General features: G+C 68.4%; 17 protein-coding genes. 7 read left to right on the top strand and 10 right to left on the bottom strand.

The features are described from left to right. Nucleotides 1–23: 23 nt before the first annotated feature. The 3 genes from A6A06_RS30080 to A6A06_RS30070 form a co-directional block, all read right to left on the bottom strand. Nucleotides 24–1,283 (bottom strand): MFS transporter, encoded by a 1,260-nt coding sequence (locus A6A06_RS30080; protein ID WP_073765985.1) that lies wholly within the window; start codon nucleotides 1,281–1,283, stop codon nucleotides 24–26. Nucleotides 1,284–1,362: 79 nt separating this feature from the next. Continuing rightward, nucleotides 1,363–2,445: an inositol-3-phosphate synthase gene (locus A6A06_RS30075; RefSeq protein WP_073765319.1), complete on the bottom strand. Its 1,083-nt coding sequence runs from the start codon at nucleotides 2,443–2,445 to the stop codon at nucleotides 1,363–1,365. Nucleotides 2,446–2,494: 49 nt separating this feature from the next. After that, nucleotides 2,495–3,172: a PadR family transcriptional regulator gene (locus tag A6A06_RS30070; protein WP_073765317.1), complete on the bottom strand. Its 678-nt coding sequence runs from the start codon at nucleotides 3,170–3,172 to the stop codon at nucleotides 2,495–2,497. A 365-nt stretch (nucleotides 3,173–3,537) separates the two neighbouring features. Between A6A06_RS30070 and A6A06_RS30065 the strand changes: the two genes are divergently transcribed. Both A6A06_RS30065 and A6A06_RS30060 read left to right on the top strand, forming a co-directional pair. Further along, on the top strand, nucleotides 3,538–6,249 hold the full coding sequence (locus A6A06_RS30065; protein ID WP_073765315.1) for a transglycosylase domain-containing protein: 2,712 nt from the start codon (nucleotides 3,538–3,540) through the stop codon (nucleotides 6,247–6,249). A gap of 106 nt (nucleotides 6,250–6,355) precedes the next feature. Further along, nucleotides 6,356–7,849, top strand: coding sequence for a glycosyltransferase family 87 protein (locus tag A6A06_RS30060; protein ID WP_073765313.1), 1,494 nt, complete (start codon nucleotides 6,356–6,358; stop codon nucleotides 7,847–7,849). Between the two features lie 83 nt (nucleotides 7,850–7,932). Here A6A06_RS30060 and A6A06_RS30055 read toward each other — a convergent pair whose 3' ends face one another. The 3 genes from A6A06_RS30055 to A6A06_RS30045 all read right to left on the bottom strand — a co-directional run bounded on the left by A6A06_RS30055 (nucleotide 7,933) and on the right by A6A06_RS30045 (nucleotide 10,577). Beyond that, a complete protein-coding gene (locus tag A6A06_RS30055; protein WP_073765311.1) occupies nucleotides 7,933–8,964 on the bottom strand; it encodes an alanine racemase in 1,032 nt (343 codons plus the stop codon). Between the two features lie 56 nt (nucleotides 8,965–9,020). Next, on the bottom strand, nucleotides 9,021–10,139 hold the full coding sequence (locus A6A06_RS30050; RefSeq protein WP_073765309.1) for a lipid II:glycine glycyltransferase FemX: 1,119 nt from the start codon (nucleotides 10,137–10,139) through the stop codon (nucleotides 9,021–9,023). A 120-nt stretch (nucleotides 10,140–10,259) separates the two neighbouring features. Next, nucleotides 10,260–10,577: a hypothetical protein gene (locus tag A6A06_RS30045; RefSeq protein ID WP_073765307.1), complete on the bottom strand. Its 318-nt coding sequence runs from the start codon at nucleotides 10,575–10,577 to the stop codon at nucleotides 10,260–10,262. Nucleotides 10,578–10,807: 230 nt separating this feature from the next. Between A6A06_RS30045 and rpsF the strand changes: the two genes are divergently transcribed. The 4 genes from rpsF to rplI all read left to right on the top strand — a co-directional run bounded on the left by rpsF (nucleotide 10,808) and on the right by rplI (nucleotide 12,578). Continuing rightward, nucleotides 10,808–11,098, top strand: coding sequence for a 30S ribosomal protein S6 (gene rpsF, locus A6A06_RS30040; protein WP_003978891.1), 291 nt, complete (start codon nucleotides 10,808–10,810; stop codon nucleotides 11,096–11,098). An 81-nt stretch (nucleotides 11,099–11,179) separates the two neighbouring features. After that, the gene (locus A6A06_RS30035) at nucleotides 11,180–11,770 is read left to right on the top strand and encodes a single-stranded DNA-binding protein (protein WP_073765305.1); all 591 of its coding nucleotides are present in this window, start codon (nucleotides 11,180–11,182) and stop codon (nucleotides 11,768–11,770) included. A 106-nt stretch (nucleotides 11,771–11,876) separates the two neighbouring features. Beyond that, nucleotides 11,877–12,113, top strand: a complete 237-nt coding sequence (gene rpsR / locus A6A06_RS30030; RefSeq protein WP_003978893.1) for a 30S ribosomal protein S18 — start codon at nucleotides 11,877–11,879, stop codon at nucleotides 12,111–12,113. 18 nt (nucleotides 12,114–12,131) lie between these two features. After that, nucleotides 12,132–12,578, top strand: a complete 447-nt coding sequence (gene rplI / locus A6A06_RS30025) for a 50S ribosomal protein L9 (protein ID WP_031007733.1) — start codon at nucleotides 12,132–12,134, stop codon at nucleotides 12,576–12,578. Between the two features lie 71 nt (nucleotides 12,579–12,649). Here rplI and A6A06_RS30020 read toward each other — a convergent pair whose 3' ends face one another. Both A6A06_RS30020 and A6A06_RS30015 read right to left on the bottom strand, forming a co-directional pair. Beyond that, nucleotides 12,650–13,528: a trypsin-like serine peptidase gene (locus tag A6A06_RS30020; RefSeq protein WP_073765303.1), complete on the bottom strand. Its 879-nt coding sequence runs from the start codon at nucleotides 13,526–13,528 to the stop codon at nucleotides 12,650–12,652. Between the two features lie 39 nt (nucleotides 13,529–13,567). Beyond that, on the bottom strand, nucleotides 13,568–14,905 hold the full coding sequence (locus A6A06_RS30015; protein WP_073765301.1) for an MATE family efflux transporter: 1,338 nt from the start codon (nucleotides 14,903–14,905) through the stop codon (nucleotides 13,568–13,570). Nucleotides 14,906–15,369: 464 nt separating this feature from the next. On the opposite strand from A6A06_RS30015, the gene dnaB reads away from it, so the two are divergent. After that, nucleotides 15,370–16,845 (top strand): replicative DNA helicase, encoded by a 1,476-nt coding sequence (dnaB, locus tag A6A06_RS30010; RefSeq protein WP_199931301.1) that lies wholly within the window; start codon nucleotides 15,370–15,372, stop codon nucleotides 16,843–16,845. A gap of 125 nt (nucleotides 16,846–16,970) precedes the next feature. Here the strand turns inward: dnaB and A6A06_RS30005 are convergent, their stop codons facing one another. Beyond that, on the bottom strand, nucleotides 16,971–18,092 hold the full coding sequence (locus A6A06_RS30005; RefSeq protein WP_073765297.1) for an FAD-dependent oxidoreductase: 1,122 nt from the start codon (nucleotides 18,090–18,092) through the stop codon (nucleotides 16,971–16,973). 98 nt (nucleotides 18,093–18,190) lie between these two features. Continuing rightward, nucleotides 18,191–19,084 (bottom strand): NADP-dependent oxidoreductase, encoded by an 894-nt coding sequence (locus tag A6A06_RS30000; RefSeq protein WP_073765295.1) that lies wholly within the window; start codon nucleotides 19,082–19,084, stop codon nucleotides 18,191–18,193. Nucleotides 19,085–19,143: the final 59 nt, after the last annotated feature.

Raw genomic sequence — 19,143 nt, 5'->3', positions numbered from 1 at the left:
GTCAGGGGCCGGAGCCGGGGGTCCTAGCGGCGCACGAAGCGCATCAACGCGGTGGCGGTCGCCGCGTGGAGCAGGGCCACGCAGACAACGAGCAGGCCCGACCTGCCGTCCGGTGGCAGCATCAGCGCTGCCACGGCCGCGGCACCGACGTAGGCGACGTTGAAGAGCATGTCGTAGACGGCGAAGACCCGGCCGCGGAAGGCGTCGTCCACGGACGACTGCACCACCGTGTCCGTGGAAATCTTGGCGGCCTGAGTGCTGAGGCCGAGCACGAAGGCGGCGACCAGCATCGGGCCGTACGCGAAGGTCAGCCCGAGAGCCGGAGCCAGCACGGCGGACAGCCCCGCGCAGCACGCCATCCAGACCAGGGGCCTGAATCGGACCAGAACCTGCGGTGTGATGACGGCGGCAGCGAAGAAACCGGCTCCGGACACACCGACGGCGATCCCGAGAAGCGCCAGTCCGTCCGATTCGCTGTCGGCCCAGGCGTACCGGCACAGCATCAGCACCGCCACCGTCAGCGCCCCGTAGCAGAAGCGCAACGCGGTCATCGCTGTCAGTGCCGCCGCGGCAGTGCGGCGCTCCGCGAGGTGACGCAGTCCGTCGACCAGGCCGCGGGCGGTGCTCGCCAAGGCGGCGCCCAAGCGCGACTGAAGCTGCGAGGGTTCGGGGCCGAGCAACCCCGGGGTCATCCGAAGAGAGACACCGGCGGCACAGAGGTAGAGCGCCGCACCCAGCACCACGACCACCGAGTTGGACTCGACGCCCGCCAACCGGGCGGCGAAGGCGAGGCCGCCGCCCGCGGTGGTCGCGAGTGTGCCCGCGGTCGGGGAGAGGGAGTTGGCCATCACGAGTTGCTCCGTACCGACGACCACGCGAGGCAGGGCGGCCGAGAGTCCGGCCAGTACGAAGCGGTTGACCGCCATGACGGATAGGGCGGACGCGTAGAAGAGCCAGTCGGGAACCTGCGCGGTGATCAGGGCCGCGGTGCCCGCGGCGAGTGCGGTGCGCAGCAGGTTGCCGTACAGCAGCACCTGACGACGGCGCCAGCGGTCGAGGAGGACGCCTGCGAAGGGGCCGAGGAGCGAATACGGAAGCAGCAGCACCGCCATGGCGGAGGCGATGGCCGCGGGAGATGCCTGTTTCTCGGGGGAGAAGACGACGTACGTGGCGAGCGCGACCTGGTAGACACCGTCGGCGGCCTGGGAGAGGAGCCGTACGGCCAGCAGGGAGCGGAAGTCGCGCAGCTGGAGCAGTACGCGGAGGTCACGCACAACGGGCATGAGGCCCAGCCTCACACAGCACACAGGCCCCCGGGCCGAATTTCCGGGGGCCTGTGTGCACGGGGGACGGGCGCGGTGCTTAGCGCTCGACCTCGCCCTTGATGAACTTCTCGACGTTCGCGTGGGCCTCGTCGTCGAAGTACTGGACCGGCGGCGACTTCATGAAGTACGAGGACGCGGAGAGCACCGGGCCACCGATGCCGCGGTCCTTGGCGATCTTCGCGGCGCGCAGGGCGTCGATGATGACACCGGCGGAGTTCGGGGAGTCCCAGACCTCCAGCTTGTACTCCAGGTTCAGCGGGACGTCACCGAAGGCACGGCCCTCCAGGCGCACGTAGGCCCACTTGCGGTCGTCCAGCCAGGCGACGAAGTCGGACGGGCCGATGTGGACGTTGTCCTCGCCCAGCTCGCGGTCGCGGATCTGCGAGGTGACGGCCTGGGTCTTGGAGATCTTCTTGGACTCCAGGCGCTCACGCTCCAGCATGTTCTTGAAGTCCATGTTGCCGCCGACGTTCAGCTGCATCGTGCGGTCCAGGACGACGCCCCGGTCCTCGAAGAGCTTGGCCATCACGCGGTGCGTGATGGTGGCGCCGACCTGGGACTTGATGTCGTCACCGACGATCGGCACGCCCGCCTCGGTGAACTTGTCCGCCCACTCCTTGGTGCCGGCGATGAAGACCGGGAGGGCGTTGACGAAGGCGACCTTGGCGTCGATGGCGCACTGGGCGTAGAACTTCGCGGCGTCCTCGGAGCCGACGGGCAGGTAGCACACCAGAACGTCGACCTGCTGGTCCTTGAGCACCTGGACGACGTCCACCGGTGCCTCGTCGGACTCCTCGATGGTCTGGCGGTAGTACTTGCCCAGACCGTCGAGGGTGTGTCCGCGCTGGACGGTCACACCGGAGTTCGGCACGTCACAGATCTTGATGGTGTTGTTCTCGCTGGCGCCGATGGCGTCCGCCAGGTCGAGGCCGACCTTCTTGGCGTCGACGTCGAAAGCGGCGACGAACTCGACGTCACGCACGTGGTAGTCGCCGAACTGCACGTGCATCAGGCCGGGCACGCGGCTGTCCGGGTCTGCGTCCTTGTAGTACTCGACGCCTTGTACCAGCGAGGCGGCGCAGTTGCCCACGCCGACGATGGCTACGCGAACCGAACCCATTCCGGTTGCTCCCTGTGATCTCGACAAGGTCCCGCGGACTGCGGGGTCCTCATGTGGTGGTGTCATCGGACGGATCCGGCCGGGTACCACCCCGACGCCGGGGCAGGCCGCCCGTATCTCCTGACGTGTCCTTCTGGCCCTGCTCAGCGGGGTCCACGGCGCGTTGGTCGCGTCCGGCGCGTTCGCTCTCGATCAGCTCGTTGAGCCACCGGACCTCGCGTTCCACGGACTCCATGCCGTGCCGCTGCAGTTCGAGGGTGTAATCGTCCAGCCGCTCGCGCGAACGTGACAGGGAAGTGCGCATCTTCTCGAGGCGCTCCTCCAGCCGGCTGCGGCGGCCTTCCAGGACCCGCATCCGTACGTCGCGCGAGGTCTGCCCGAAGAAGGCGAAGCGGACGCCGAAGTGCTCGTCCTCCCACGCGTCCGGGCCGGAGTGGGCGAGCAACTCCTCGAAGTGGCCTTTTCCCTCAGTCGTCAGCCGGTAGACGATCTTCGCCCGGCGGCCCGTGAGGGACGCGGACGCGGGTTCCGGGGAACCGCCCGTCTCCTCGGTCAGCCAGCCGTTGACGACCAGCGACTTCAGGCAGGGGTAGAGGGTGCCGTAGCTGAACGCACGGAAGACCCCCAGCGAGGTGTTGAGCCGTTTGCGCAGCTCGTAGCCGTGCATGGGGGACTCGCGGAGCAGTCCGAGGACAGCGAACTCAAGGATGCCGGACCGCCTGCTCATGCCCGCCTCCTTGGTCTCGTGCGTTCTTTATGCCGAGCTGATGTATCGAGTCGATACATCCAGACGATAGATCGGGCCCAGGAGAGGAACAAGAGGGGGGACGGTGAACGCCGTCACATCACCGTTTCGTTCTACCCAACCTGACTGATTTGGAGTGAATTTCAACAGTGGGCAGGTTTTGGCCGTGCGTAGTCTGTGCGCCATGCAGACTGCCGGGAACCATGGGGCGGAACACGACGTCCCCGTCCCCGGTGTAGTGCGACCCCATGCGCCATATGGGTGCCGTACGTCGGGGGGACCTGAAGCCAACTGCCGCCTTCAGGCGACGAGATAGATAGCGCGCCTGCCCGAGGAGTATTCGTTCCATGAGCGAGCACCGTCGCAAACCGCCCGAGCCGCAGGGCGGCGGACGTGCTGCGGCCCGACGAGCCGCACAACAACCACCTGGGCGCCGTGCCGCGCCCACCCGCGGCTCCGACCCCACCCCCGGTCCTGGCCCCGATCCCGGAGCGTACGGGCAGGAACGGCCGGCCGGCGGCAGAGCCGAAGCCCGGCGCGCCGCACAACGCGGCGGCCGGCGACGTGCTTCCGACACGGCGGCGATGGCCTCGGGCAGTGGTCATGGCGGCCGCGGCAGTGGTCGTCGTTCCGGCGGCGGCGGTGGCGACGATGGCGGCGGTCGCGGTCGCGGACGCGGCCGGGGACGGGGAGCGGGCAGCCCCGGCAAGAAGCGGTTCATCGACTATCCGCGTGCGGGCAAGGACGGCTGGCGCCGGTTCGTGCCCTCCTGGAAGCAGATCCTCAGTACCTGCATCGGCGTTCTCGCGCTGATCGTCGGCGCGGCCGGCCTCGCACTCGCCTACGTGGACATCCCCGATGTGCAGCACGCCTCGCAGCTGCAGAAGAACGTCTACTACTGGTCCAACGGCAAGCCGATGGTGGTCGCCGGCGGTGGTGAGCTCAACCGTCAGATCGTGCCGATCGAGTCGATCCCCAAGTCGATGCAGAATGCCGTGATCTCCGCCGAGAACGCCTCGTTCGACCAGGACTCGGGTGTCGACCCGATGGGTATCGCCCGCGCGGTCTTCAACATGGCCAAGGGCGGTGAGACCCAGAGTGGCTCCACCATCACCCAGCAGTACGTGAAGAACACCTACCTCGACCAGTCGCAGACTCTCAAGCGCAAGCTCACCGAGCTGTTCATCTCCATAAAGGTGGGCATCAAGGAGAAGAAGTCCACGATCCTGGCTGGTTACCTCAATACCGCTTATTACGGACGAGGTGCCTACGGTATCCAGGCGGCGTCGCGTGCGTACTACGGCAAGGACTGCGACAAGCTCACACCGAGCGAGGGCGCGTTCCTGGCCTCGCTGCTCAACGGCCCCAACCTCTACGACCCGTACATCACCACGGAGACCAAGGGCGCGAACCTCAAGCGCGCCGAGGCCCGCTGGAAGTGGACGCTGGACCGTGAGGTCGAGGTCAAGCGGATGCCCAAGGAGGAGCGGGCTCAGTTCAAGGAATTCCCGATGCCCCGGAAGCCCAAGAAGGCCATGGACCTCCGCGGCCAGAAGGGCTACCTGGTCGACCTCGCCAACAACTACATCACCGCGAACAGCAAGATCTCGGACACCATGCTGAAGAAGGGTGGCTACGAGATCCACACCACCTTCGACGAGAAGCAGGTCAACGAGCTCGCGGCGTCCGTGGAGAAGGTGACCAAGGAGCACATCAAGCCGGAGAAGCGCGAGGTGGACAAGTACGTCCAGTTCGGCGGTGCCTCGGTCGAACCGGGAACAGGCAAGATCGTCGCCATCTACGGCGGCAAGGACGCGACCCAGCACTACACGAACAACGCCGACTACACCGGTGTCCAGGTCGGTTCGACGTTCAAGCCGTTCGTGCTGGCAGCGGCGATGAGTGACGGCGTACGGAGTCGGACCGATCCCGAACGGCGCACGCGTGTCTCACCGAACAGCATCTACAACGGTGACAACAAGGTGAAGCTGCTCAACTACGACGGGTCCGTCTGGCACGACAAGGACGGCAAGGAGTGGCACCAGGCGAACGACGGCAACGAGGACCACGGGAAGGTCTCTCTCCGCACCGCCATGCAGTTCTCGGTGAACACCCCCTACATCCAGCTCGGCATGGACGTCGGCCGTGACAAGGTGAAGGAAGCAGCCATCGCCGCGGGGCTCCGCGACGACCAGAGCATGGCGAAGACCACCCCGACCTATTCGCTGGGAACCTCGGCACCGAGCGCGATCCGGCTGGCCGGCGCGTACGCCACCTTCGCCGCCAGCGGGCAGCAGGACGACCCGTATTCGGTGGAGTCCGTCGAGAAGGACGGCCAGACCAGGTACGAGCACACCAAGAAGCCCAAGACGGGCTTCAGCGCGGCGGTCGCGGACAACGTGACGGACATCCTGAAGACCGTGGTGGACAAGGGCACCGGTACGGCTGCGAAGCTGCCCGACGGGCGCCAGGCAGCAGGCAAGACGGGCACCACCGACGACAACAAGTCGGCCTGGTTCGCCGGGTACACCAAGCAGCTGGCCACCACGATCGGCATGTGGCGGGTGGACGACCAGGCGAAGCAGCAGAAATTCGAGAAGATGTACGGCGTCGGTGGTGAGAAGAAGATCCACGGTGCGTCGTTCCCGGCCCGCATCTGGGCGGACTACATGGCGCAGGCGATGAAGGGGAAGAAGCTCGACCCCTTCCCGAAGCCCGGGACGATCGGTCAGACGGTCTACGGAGAGGGCATGAGCCCGTCGCCGAAGATCACTCCGACCGCTCCCCCGCCGCACTCGCCGACCCCCACCCCCACCAAGAGCGCACCGACCACCCCTCCGCCCAGCTCCAAGCCGACCGAAACCTGCGCGGACTGGGACCTCAGCTGCCAGAACAACGGCGGAGCGACCGGCGGTGGGGACACCGGCGGACGCCCGGGTGGCGGGGATTCCGGCGGCACCACCACGTCGCCCGACCCGAGCACCGGAGGCCCCGGAGGCGACGAGGGTGGCATCTTCGGTCACCCGGCCGGCGGAGCGTCGGGTGGACGACGCGATTGACCGGTGACTGTTTCACGTGAAACGTGACGGAGAAGCCCCCGGACCCGTGGATACGGGCCGGGGGCTTCTCCGCGTTCGGCCCAGGGCCGTACGGCAGGATGGGCGCATGACGAGCGTGCGACAGGACGAGCCCGTACCGCCGACGCGACGGGACGAGGTGGCGGCGGCCGGAAGCGAGCTGGTCGGCGGCCCTGCCGGGCGGCGCGCGCTCTTCGGTACGGGCTGGTGGACTCCGGTACGCGTCATCGCGCTCGTCGTCATCGGGATGTTCGCACTCGGCATGGTCCAGAAGCTGCCGTGCTACGAAAGCGGGTGGTTCTTCGGTGCCACCAGCCAGTACACCCACGCCTGCTACTCCGACATCCCACACCTGTACGCGGGCCGCGGGTTCGCGGACGGTTTGATCCCGTACTTCGACAAACTGCCCGGCGACATGGACTACCTCGAATACCCGGTGCTGACCGGCGTGTTCATGGAGGTGGCCTCCTGGTTGACCCCGCACGGCGGCTCCATCCAGGACCGTGAACAGATCTACTGGCTGGTCAACGCCGGCATGCTGATGGCCTGCGCGGCGGCCCTCGCCGTATGCGTGGCCCGCACACACCGCCGACGCCCCTGGGACGGGCTTCTGGTGGCCCTCGCACCTGCCCTCGCGCTCACCGCCACCATCAACTGGGACCTTCTGGCCGTCGCGCTGACCGCTGCCGGGATGCTGATGTGGTCGCGCAGCCGTTCCGTCGCGGCAGGCGTGTTCATCGGGCTGGCAACCGCCGCGAAGCTGTACCCGGTACTGCTGCTCGGGCCGCTGCTCGTGTTGTGCTGGCGGGCCGGGCAGTGGCGTGCCTACGGCAAGGCCGTGGCCGGGGCCGTGGCCGCGTGGCTGGTGGTCAACGTGCCGGTGATGATCACGCACGATGCGTCCGGATTCCACATCCGGGAGGGATGGGCGAAGTTCTACACCTTCAGCCAGGAGCGGCCCATCGACTTCGGATCGATCTGGTTGCTCATCTCCCAGCGCACCGGCAACCCGCTGGAGGACGCGAACACCTACGCGACGCTGCTGATGATCCTGGGATGTGGCGCCCTGGCGCTGCTCACCTTCTACGCGCCGCGCCGGCCGCGGTTCGCGCAGCTCGCCTTCCTGGTCGTGGCGCTGTTCATCCTCACCAACAAGGTCTACTCGCCCCAGTACGTGCTGTGGCTGATCCCGCTCGCCGCCCTCGCACGCCCACGCTGGCGGGACTTCCTGATCTGGCAGGCGTGCGAGGTCATGTACTTCCTCGGCATCTGGCTGTACCTCGCCTATACCGGCAACGGCGACAAACACCAGGGCCTGCCGCTGGAGGGCTACCAGCTGGCCATAGTCCTTCACCTGCTGGGGACGCTGTACCTGTGTGCCGTGGTGGTACGCGATGTGTTCCTGCCGGAGCGGGACGTCGTACGCAGGGACGGTGACGACGATCCGTCGGGTGGCGTGCTGGACCACGCACCGGACGCCTTCGTGCTGGGGAACGCGCATCATCACCCACGGCATGCCGTGCAGTTCGAGGGGGCCCCGCAGGTGCGCTGGGGAATGGCCCGGGACTCATTGCGCCGGTAGTCACCAGCACGGAACGGGCCCGGGGCCGCAGATCTGCTCTGCGGCCCCGGGCCCGACGCTGTGCTGTGGAAAGCGGCCGCGGCTCAGCGGTCCACGATGCGGTCGTACTGCGTCGTGGTGTGCCGCAGATGCGCCACCAGTTCCTCACCGACCTGGGGCTCGGGGGCGTCGCCCGGCACGAAGAGGATGGAGACCTGCATGTGCGGAGGCTCCGCGAACCACCGCTGCTTGCCCGCCCACACGTAGGGCGAGAGGTTGCGGTTGACGGTGGCGAGACCGGCGCGCGCCACGCCCTTGGCGCGGGGCATCACACCGTGCAGCGCCTTGGGCGACTCCAGGCCCACGCCGTGCGACGTGCCGCCGGCCACCACGACCAGGTAACCGTCCGAGGCGGCCTTCTGCTGGCGGTAGCCGAAGCGGTCGCCCTTGCCGACCCGGGTAACGTCCAGGACCGAGCCGCGGTACTCGGTGGCCTCGTGGTCACCGAGCCACAGGCGCGTACCGATCCGCGCGCGGAACCGCGTCTGCGGGAACTGCTGCTGGAGGCGGTGGAGCTCGTCGGCCTTGAGGTGGCTCACGAACATCGTGTGCAGCGGCAGGCGGGCGGCCCGCAGCCGGTCCATCCAGCCGATGACCTCCTCCACCGCGTCGGAGCCGTCGGCACGGTCCAGCGGGAGGTGAAGGGCAAAGCCCTCCAGCCGTACGTCCTCTATGGCCGCGGCCAGCTTCGGGAGGTCCTCGGGCAGCACACCGTGGCGCTTCATGCTGCTCATGACCTCGATGACCACCCGGGCGCCCACCAAGCCGCCGACGCCCTCCACCGAGGAGACCGAACGGATGGCGCGGTCCGGCAGCGGAACCGGTTCCTCACCGTGCCGGAAGGGGGTCAGCACGAGCAGGTCACCGCTGAAGTAGTCCTTCATGCGGGCCGCTTCGTACGTCGTTCCCACAGCGAGGAGGTCGGCACCGAAGCGGGTCGTCTCCTCGGCGAGGCGCTCGTGGCCGAAGCCGTAACCATTGCCTTTGCAGACCGGGACGAGCCCCGGGAACTGCTGCAGAACGCTCTGCTGGTGTGCCCGCCAGCGCGCGGTGTCGACGTAGAGGGTGAGCGCCATGGCCGGGCCCGGAACCTTTCTCGTGGCTGCGTTGCAGTCGAACAGGGATGTGGCGGTCAGCGGCGCGACATGTACATGTCGAGCGCCTTGTGCAGGAGCTTGTTGAGCGGGAAGTCCCACTCGCCCAGGTACTCGGCCGCCTGCCCGCCCGTGCCCACCTTGAACTGGATGAGGCCGAAGAGGGGGTCGTTCTCGTCGAGCGAGTCGCTGATGCCGCGCAGGTCGTAGACGGTGGCGCCCAGCGCGTAGGCGTCGCGCAGCATCCGCCACTGCATGGCGTTGGACGGCCGGACCTCACGGCCGATGTTGTCCGAGGCGCCGTAGGAGTACCAGACGTGGCCGCCGACGACGAGCATCGTCGCGGCGGAGAGATTCACGCCGTTGTGCCGGGCGAAGTACAGCCGCATGCGGTTGGGGTCCTCGGTGTTGAGGGCCGCCCACATCCGCTGGAAGTAGCCGAGCGGACGCGGCCGGAAGTGGTCGCGCACCGCGGTGATCTCGTACAGCCGCTGCCACTCCGCGAGGTCTTCGTAGCGACCCTGGACGACCTCGACGCCGGCCTTCTCGGCCTTCTTGATGTTGCGGCGCCACAGCTGGTTGAAGCCCTTGTGGACGTCCTCCAGCGAGCGGTTCTCCAGCGGCACCTGGAAGACGTACCGCGGCTGGACGTCACCGAAGCCGGCCCCGCCGTCCTCGCCCTGCTGCCAGCCCATGCGACGCAGCTTGTCGGACACCTCGAAGGCGCGCGGCTCGATGTGGGTGGCCTGGATGTCGCGGAGCCGCTTGACGTCCGGGTCCTGGATCCCGGACTTGATCGCCGCGGAGTCCCAGCGCCGGATGATCACCGGCGGGCCCATCTTCACCGAGAAGGCACCCTGCTGCTTCAGGTGCGCCAGCATGGGCTTGAGCCAGTCCTCCAGGTTCGGCGCGAACCAGTTGATGACCGGCCCCTCGGGCATGTAGGCGAGGTAGCGCTTGATCTTCGGCAGCTGGCGGTAGAGGACCAGGCCCGCGCCGACCAGCTGACCGCTCGCGTCGAACCAGCCCAGGTTCTCCGAGCGCCATTCGGACTTCACATCGGCCCAGGCCGGGACCTGCATGTGGCTCGCCGAAGGCAGGCTCTGGATGTACGCCAGATGCTGCTCTCGGCTGATGGTCCTCAGGGTCAGGCTCATGCGGGGCGCTCCTCGGCAGGTTTGTCCCCAGGGTCGGGGCTCCGGCTCTCGCGCCGAAGCCTACTGCGACAAAGGAGCGCCCCGTTTGGGCGAAGGGGTGTGGAGCCCCCGGCCGCCCGGCTAGCCGAGCAGCCCGCCGAAGAGACCGCCGTGTGCCATGCCCAGGAAGAACCCGACCGCGGCGGCTCCGAGGCCGATGATCAGCAGGAAGCGCTCGCCGGTCGTGGCGGAGATGAACTGTCCCCATGCGCCGGTGCCGATGCCGATCAGTCCCGTCCAGGAACTCAGCAGGTGAAGGTGGTGGAAGTGGGCGGTGATGAAGGCGATCACACCGAGTACCAGCGTCGCGGCGACGAAGGTGTTCTCGACGGGATGGGCCTTGCCGTCGCTGTTCAGATGAGAGAGGAGGCCGTGCTGCGGCCGGACTGCCTGTGCCATGCGGCACCTCCGATGACAGGGCGGCGAACTGTAACGCCGCTCACACCCGTTGTGTTCCAGATTGGGGGGATCGGCGGCCGGATTTCAACCGGAAGCCCGGAGGCAGGTACTCTGTACAGTCTGCGCCCACGTCTGCCCAGGTCTCCTGGCCGGGCCGGGCGCGGAACGCATCATGACCCTCCTGCCACGGAACGACCGTGGCCGCTGAGTCCAAAGGAGGTGGGTTCTACATGCGTCACTACGAGGTGATGGTCATCCTCGACCCCGATCTCGAGGAGCGCGCTGTCTCCCCGCTGATCGAGAACTTCCTCTCCGTCGTCCGTGAGGGCAACGGAAAGGTCGAGAAGGTCGACACCTGGGGCCGTCGTCGTCTCTCGTACGAGATCAACAAGAAGCCCGAGGGCATCTACTCGGTCATCGACCTGCAGGCCGAGCCTGCGGTCGTCAAGGAACTCGACCGTCAGATGAACCTGAACGAGTCGGTCCTCCGGACCAAGGTCCTCCGTCCCGAGACCCACTGAACGCATCAGCGTCAGCGGTAACCGGGTTCGAGTAGCAGCAACACCAGCAGCCAGCAGCACACCCGCCGAGAGGTTCCCCTAATGGCAGGCGAGACCGTCATCACGGTCGTCGGCAATCTTGTCGACGACCCCGAGCTGCGCTTCACCCCGTCCGGTGCGGCGGTCGCGAAGTTCCGCGTCGCGTCCACCCCCCGCACCTTCGACCGCCAGACCAACGAGTGGAAGGACGGCGAGAGCCTGTTCCTGACCTGCTCGGTGTGGCGGCAGGCGGCGGAGAACGTCGCCGAGTCCCTCACGCGGGGTACTCGCGTGATCGTGCAGGGCCGGCTGAAGCAGCGGTCGTACGAGGACCGCGAGGGCGTCAAGCGCACGGTCTACGAGCTCGACGTCGACGAGGTCGGCGCCAGCCTGCGCAACGCCACGGCCAAGGTCACCAAGACCTCGGGCCGCGGTGGCCAGGGCGGCGGCTTCGGCGGCGGCCAGCAGGGCGGTGGCCAGGGTGGCGGCGGCTGGGGCGGCGGCCCCGGCGGCGGCCAGCAGGGCGGCGGCGCTCCCGCCGACGACCCGTGGGCGACCGGTGCCCCTGCAGGCGGCGGCCAGCAGGGTGGCGGCGGCGGTGGTGGCTGGGGCGGCGGCTCCGGCGGCGGCTACTCGGACGAGCCGCCCTTCTAGGTCCGACGACCGGCACGTACGCACGCTGTTTCACGTGAAACAGCGTGAAACGACCGGGGGCCTGAGGGCGTCAGCACAAACTTCTTGAACTCACTGGAGAGAGACAATGGCGAAGCCGCCTGCTCGCAAGCCTAAGAAGAAGGTTTGCGTGTTCTGCAAGGAGAAGATCTCCTACGTCGACTACAAGGACACGAACCTGCTGCGGAAGTTCATCTCCGACCGCGGCAAGATCCGTGCCCGCCGGGTGACCGGCAACTGCACCCAGCACCAGCGTGACGTCGCCACGGCTGTGAAGAACAGCCGTGAGATGGCGCTGCTGCCCTACACCTCCACCGCGCGATAAGGGAAGGGTGACCGACACATGAAGATCATCCTCACCCACGAGGTCTCCGGCCTCGGCACCGCCGGCGACGTCGTCGACGTCCGCGACGGTTACGCACGTAACTACCTGGTCCCGCGTGGTTTCGCGATCCGCTGGACCAAGGGTGGCGAGAAGGACGTCGAGCAGATCCGTCGCGGTCGCAAGATCCGCGAGATCGCGTCGGTCGAGCAGGCCAACGAGGTCAAGGGTCAGCTCGAGGGCGTCAAGGTGAAGCTGGCCGTGCGCGCCGGCGACGCCGGCCGCCTGTTCGGCTCCGTCACGCCGGCCGACGTCGCCTCGGCGATCAAGGCTGCCGGTGGCCCCGACGTGGACAAGCGCCGCGTCGAGCTCGGCTCGCCGATCAAGACCCTGGGCGCGCACCAGGTGTCCGTGCGCCTGCACAGCGACGTTGTCGCGAAGCTGGGCGTCGAGGTCGTCGCCGCCTGATAGCAGCGACATAGCACCACGCAAAGGGCCGCACTCCGGAAACGGAGTGCGGCCCTTTCGTGCGTGCCGTCTCAGCCCTCGTCCTCGTCCTGAGCCCGCTTGTACAGGTCGGCGACCGCGTCGCCGAAGTATGCGGCGTAGGAGACGTCGTCCTCGTCACCGCCGCCCAGATGCCCGCCCAGGACACCGATCACGGTCCCGGTGTGGCTCTTGGGGTCGTAGTCGGCGAGCCAGGGGCTGCCGCTCGTGCCGCCCGCGAAGTCGGTGCACTGGACGCGCATCTGGGTGTCGCTGAACCTCGTGGCGCGGTTCTGGCAGGAGATCGGTGTCTCGCTGCTGGTGGGGTAGCCGGTGATCTTGACTTCATTGTCGAATCCCGGATCGATGCCGAGTGTGTTGCCGCCCAGCACATCCTGGATCTGTTTGCCGTCCTTGCTGCTGAGGACGAGGAAGGCGACGTCCATGTCCTCGTCCTGGGACTTGGCCCAGCGCTCGTCGACGACGACCTTTTCGACTTTCCACAGACCGTTCGGCTCTTTGCCGTCGCGGTAGTCGGGCGCGAAGACGAGGTCGTTCACGGGGCCGCCGGTCTCGGCGTCGAAGGCGCAGTGTGCCGCGGTGATCAGCATGTTCCGGCCGGGGCTCTGCACGACGCTGGCGGTGCAGAAGTGGTCGCCGGAGTCGTCCTTCTCGAAGATCGCGCCCACCCGGGCGTTCTGCTCGGTGCTGCGCGGGGTGTACGCGCTCCCGTCGTCGGCGGGTGCTGTGGCGGACGGGTCCTGGTCCTGGGGATCCTGGCCCGCCTCCCCCGACTTGCCGAACCCGCTTCTGACGGTGCCGTTGGCACGGCTGCTGGTGTCGGCTTCCTGGGAGGCGTAACCCACTATGAGGCCGGCCCCGATGACGGTCAGCGTCAGGGGCAGGACGATCTTCCTGGCAAGCGGGCGCACAGGGTCATTATCAACACGGGGCCGTTGTTTCGGGTGCCTTCAACGCGAGGCTCCGGTCACAATCCATCGGCCCGACCGGGTGCGTGCCCACAATGTCACCATCCGCACGGTCATCATCAGGGCCATGGCCCACCACAGGGCGGTGAGGCCGCCGCCGAAGACCGGTACCAGCAGCGCGGCGGGGGCGAAGAGAGCCAGCGTCACGAGCATCGCCCAGGCCAGGTAGGGGCCGTCGCCGGCGCCCATGAGCACACCGTCGAGGACGAAGACGATGCCGGCGACCGGCTGGGTGAGGGCGACGACCAGGAGCGCGGGCAGCAGCGCGTCCTTGACGGCCGGGTCGGCGGTGAACAGTGGCATGAACAGCGGCCGCGTGAGCACGACGAGCAGGCCGAGGACCAGGCCGGAGGCGATGCCCCACTGCACCATGCGGCGGCAGGCCGCCTTGGCGCCCGCCACGTCGTCGGCGCCCAGGTAGCGGCCGATGATCGCCTGACCGGCGATGGCGATGGCGTCCAGGGCGAAGGCCAGCAGGGACCATAGGGTGATGACGACCTGGTGGGCGGCCACCTCCGCGTCGCCGAGGCGGGCGGCGACGGCGGTCGCGATCATCAGGACGGCGCGCAGCGAGAGCGTACGTACCAGCAGCGGCACGCCGGCCTGGGCACAGGCACGGATTCCGGCGACGTCCGGCCGGAGGGAAGCGCCGTGCCGGCGTGCGCCCCGCACCACGACGACCAGGTAGACGGCGGCCATGCCGCACTGGGCGATGACCGTTCCCCAGGCGGAGCCGGCGATGCCGAGCCCGGCGCCGTAGACCAGTGCGACGTTCAGAACCGCGTTGACGGAGAAGCCGCCGATCGCGACGTACAGCGGCGTACGGGTGTCCTGGAGGCCGCGCAGTACGCCGGTGGCCGCGAGCACCACGAGCATCGCCGGAATGCCGAGGGCGCTGATGCGCAGGTAGGTGATGGCGTGCGGGGCGGCGGTGGCGGAGGCGCCGAAGAGGTCGACGAGCCAGGGTGCGGTGGGCAGGACGGCGGCGAGTACGGCGGCGCCCAGCAGCAGGGCGAGCCAGATACCGTCCATGCCCTGCCGGATGGCGGCGGAGCGGTCGCCGGCTCCGACCCGCCGCGCGACAGCGGCCGTGGTGGCGTACGCGAGGAAGACGAAGACCGAGACCGCGGTCGTCAGCAGCGGACCGGCGACGCCGAGCCCGGCGAGCTGCCGGGTGCCGAGGTGGCCGATGACGGCGCTGTCGACCATGAGGAAGAGCGGTTCCGCGACGAGCGCGCCGAAGGCGGGCAGAGCGAGCGAGATGATCTCGCGGTCGTGGCGGCGGTCGGTGCGCCGCGGCGTCGCGGGAGCCTGTGTCATGCTGCCAATCTAATCTTCCACAGGTAAGTGCCACAACCGTTGAGCAATCATTACTCCGCGCCCACTGGAGTGCTCTCCTCCGCGCCGTTTGGCCCGATCATGAACAGGTTGCCGAAGTTTTTCTCCCCCACAGCCTATGGATGAGAAAGTCGCAGGTCAGGATGGGTGAGGTCGGCTGATTGTGTGTTTGTCCACAGCAGTGTCCCCCGTGCCGTGCACAGGTTCGGCGCACTTCTCCACAGGAACGGGTCCATCGTCCACATGGCCTGTGGATAACCAGATTGGCGGACGGTGCAGACGGGCCTACCGTAGTCCGGCGCCTGGCCCCTGTTCCGGTCTGAGAACCCATCCGAACTCGACGCGCCGTAACCGGAGTCGGGCGTCTCGTTTGTCAGAGCCGTGCCGTAAGAAAGAAGGGCACAGCAAGGTCCGCGCCGCGGACGGGAGGAGGTGCCGGGGTGAGTATGCCCGAGCCCGTGGACGACCCCTGGGCGGACGCCGGCCCCAGTGACCGGCTGCCCGCCGCGCGCTCCCGTCGGGGCGAAGGCAAGGGCCGCGGCCGTGACGACCGCCGCGACCGTGGTGGTGACGAGGAGGGCGGCTGGTCCTCCGGCGGCTTCGAGCGCGTACCGCCCCAGGACCTGGACGCCGAGCAGTCCGTGCTCGGCGGCATGCTGCTGTCCAAGGACGCCATCGCGGACGTCGTCGAGGTCCTCAAGGGCCACGACTTCTACCGGCCGGCCCACGAACTGATCTACCAGGCGATCCTCGACCTGTATGCGAAGGGCGAGCCGGCCGACCCGATCACGATCGCCGCCGAGCTGACCAAGCGCGGAGAGATCGCCCGGGTGGGCGGCGCGTCCTATCTGCACACCCTGGTCCAGTCCGTGCCGACGGCGGCCAACGCGGAGTACTACGCCGAGATCGTCCACGAACGGGCGGTCCTGCGTCGGCTCGTCGAGGCCGGCACCCGCATCACGCAGATGGGATACGCGGCCGACGGCGACGTCGACGAGATCGTCAACAGCGCCCAGGCGGAGATCTACGCCGTCACCGAGCAGCGCACCAGCGAGGACTACCTGCCGCTCGGCGACATCATGGAAGGCGCGCTCGACGAGATCGAGGCGATCGGCTCCCGCCAGGGCCAGATGACCGGCGTACCCACCGGCTTCACGGACCTGGACTCCCTGACCAACGGCCTGCACCCCGGCCAGATGATCGTCATCGCGGCCCGCCCGGCGATGGGTAAGTCCACGCTCGCCCTGGACTTCGCCCGTGCGTGCTCCATCAAGAGCAACCTGCCGAGCGTGATCTTCTCGCTCGAAATGGGGCGCAACGAGATCGCGATGCGTCTGCTGTCCGCCGAGGCGCGGGTGGCCCTGCACCACATGCGGTCCGGCTCCATGACGGACGAGGACTGGACCCGGCTCGCCCGCCGGATGCCGGACGTCTCGGCCGCGCCGCTCTACATCGACGACTCACCGAACCTGTCGATGATGGAGATCCGCGCCAAGTGCCGCCGCCTCAAGCAGCGCAACGAGCTGAAGCTGGTGGTCATCGACTACCTCCAGCTGATGCAGTCCGGCGGCTCCAAGCGCGCCGAGAGCCGCCAGCAGGAGGTGTCGGACATGTCCCGTAACCTCAAGCTGCTGGCCAAGGAGCTGGAACTGCCGGTCATCGCGCTCTCACAGCTCAACCGTGGCCCCGAGCAGCGCACCGACAAGAAGCCGATGGTCTCGGACCTGCGTGAGTCGGGTTCCATCGAGCAGGACGCGGACATGGTCATCCTGCTGCACCGTGAGGACGCGTACGAGAAGGAGTCGCCCCGCGCCGGCGAGGCCGACCTGATCGTGGCCAAGCACCGTAACGGCCCGACAGCGACCATCACGGTGGCCTTCCAGGGCCACTACTCGCGGTTCGTGGACATGGCGCAGACCTGATCGGTCCGGTGGCACCCGACCGGGTGCCACCTCTCACCTGCGGTGGGCGCGCGGCGCGACTTTCGTCGGGCCGAGTCGGGCCCGTCTGCCCCTGGGCCCGCACGCCCCGTGACGCATTCGGCAGCTCATCCGGCCCGCTCGGCCTGGGTGAAGAAGCTGATTACCTCCTGGGGCGTGGGGTTGTGGCCGACCACGGTGGCGGCCACGGCGCTGCGCGGGAACAGCGCTTGTTCGTATGAGGTGAGGGCGGCCTCGATGTCGTCGGGGTGTGCGGCGAGGGCCAAGCCGAGCTCAGCGCCGTCCTGCATGGCGAGGTTGGCGCCTTCGCCGTTGGGAGTCGTGAGGTGGGCGGCGTCGCCGAGCAGGGTCACCCCCGGTACCCGGTCCCAGGAGTGTCCGTTCGGGAGGGTGTAGAGGGGGCGCAGGATCGGTGCGGTTCCGCCGCCGGTGATCAGGGTGGTCAGTTCCGGTGCCCAGCCGTCGTACTCCTCCGCGATCCGCGCGGCGGCCGCGGCGGCATCGGTGAAGTCGATGGTGGTGAACCAGTCCTGCGGCTTGGCCAGGGTGACGTAGGCGTGGAGAGTTCCGTCCTTCTCCCGGTGCGCTACGAACCACTTCCCGTGCTCGTCCGGGTCGACTGCCCCGAGCGTCCCGCCGCCGACCGCTTTCGCGGTGGCCGGGTGCAGGGTGTCGGCGTCGTACAGGCAGGTCTCGACGAAGGACCGGCCCACGTATTGGGGCAGGGCGTCGGAGAGCAGCGGTCGGACGCGTGACCAGGCGCCGTCCGCGCCGACCAGCAGGCTCGTGACGGTGGTGGTGCCGTCGGCGAAGGCCACCTCGTGGCGGCCCTCGGCGAGGGCGCGGACGCCGGTGGCCTTGCGGCCCCACCGGACGGTGCCTGCGGGGAGCGAGTCGAGCAGGACCTGCCGCAGCTCGCCGCGCTGTACCTCGGGGCTTCCACCGGTGCCGTCGTCGGCCTTGTCGAACAGGACCGTTCCGTCCCTGTGGAGGAGTCGTATCGCCTGGCGGCCCTCCAGGACGATGTCGTGGAACGCGTCCGTCAGGCCGGCCGCCCTGAGGGCGAGTTGGCCGCTGTGGTCGTGGATGTCGAGCATCCCGCCCTGCGAACGCGCCGTCGGGGAGGGCTCCGCCTCGTAGACCGCGGCCGGGATGCCGTGGACGTGCAGGACGCGGGCCAGCACGAGGCCGCCGAGGCCCGCGCCGATGATCGTGACAGGGGTGTGCACGGGGGGCTCCTTGCGTGTCGCACACCTGCCGGGTGGGCCCCGGCAGGTTCTCAGGGAGGGATCCGGCTTGCCGGGTGGTGCGATGGCGGTGGCTTCGGTCAGATGACGATGACGCGGCGCCCGCGTGTGTGACCGGCCTGGCTGTCGGTGTGCGCCGCCGCGGCGTCGGCGAGCGGATAGGACTTCTCGACAGGGATGTGGAGCTTTCCTCGCGATATGAGGTCGGCGGCCTGGGCGAGTGCATCCGGCACGCTTCCGGCCACGCCGGAGAACCGGACACCGAGCTTGGGCGCACCGAGGTCGGCGATGGAGATCACTTTCTGCGGGTCGCCGGTCAGTTCGATGAGCTCGCGGATCACGCCCGAGCCGGCCAGGTCCAGGGCGGCGTCGATGTGGCCGAGCTGCCGCACCCGCTCGGCCCAGCCCTGGCCGTAGGTGGTGGCGAGGGCGCCCAGGCCGCGCAGATAGTCCTGGTTTGCGGCACCGGCCGTGCCGATCACCGTGATGCCGCGGTCGCGGGCGATCTGGAGCACCGCCGATCCGACCCCTCCGGACGCACCGCTCACCAGCAGCGTCTGTCCGGGGAGCACACCGACCTCGCGGATGATGCGCAGCGCGGTCTCCACCACGGAGGGGTACCCGGCAGCCTCTTCGAACGTCAGGTTTTCGGGCATACGGGCCCAGGCCGACAGCACCGCGAACTCGGCGTACGTGCTCGATCCTTCGCCGAACACGTGGTCGCCGACCGCGATCCCTTCGACGCCCTCGCCGACCTCGTCCACCACGCCGGAGGCGTCCAGCCCTACTCCGGACGGCAGTTCGAGCGGGTGGGCCCCCAGGACCTGGCCTTCACGGAGCCGCCAGTCGACGGGGTTGACGCCCGCCGCGCGTACGGCGATGCGTATCCGGCCGGGGCCCGCGTGGGGCTCCTCGGCGTCTATGAGGCGCAGAACGTCCGGACCGCCGAACTCGGCGAAGTTCACTGTCTTCATGCCGACGACCGTAACACTAACCGTTAGTGTTTTAGAACAAGTACGGATTTGTTGCTGGT

The organism is Streptomyces sp. CB02923 (genome assembly GCF_001905005.1).
GTDB lineage: Bacteria > Actinomycetota > Actinomycetes > Streptomycetales > Streptomycetaceae > Streptomyces.
Note: the sequence above shows the minus strand (reverse complement) of the source record. Positions and strands in the feature narration are given on the sequence as shown.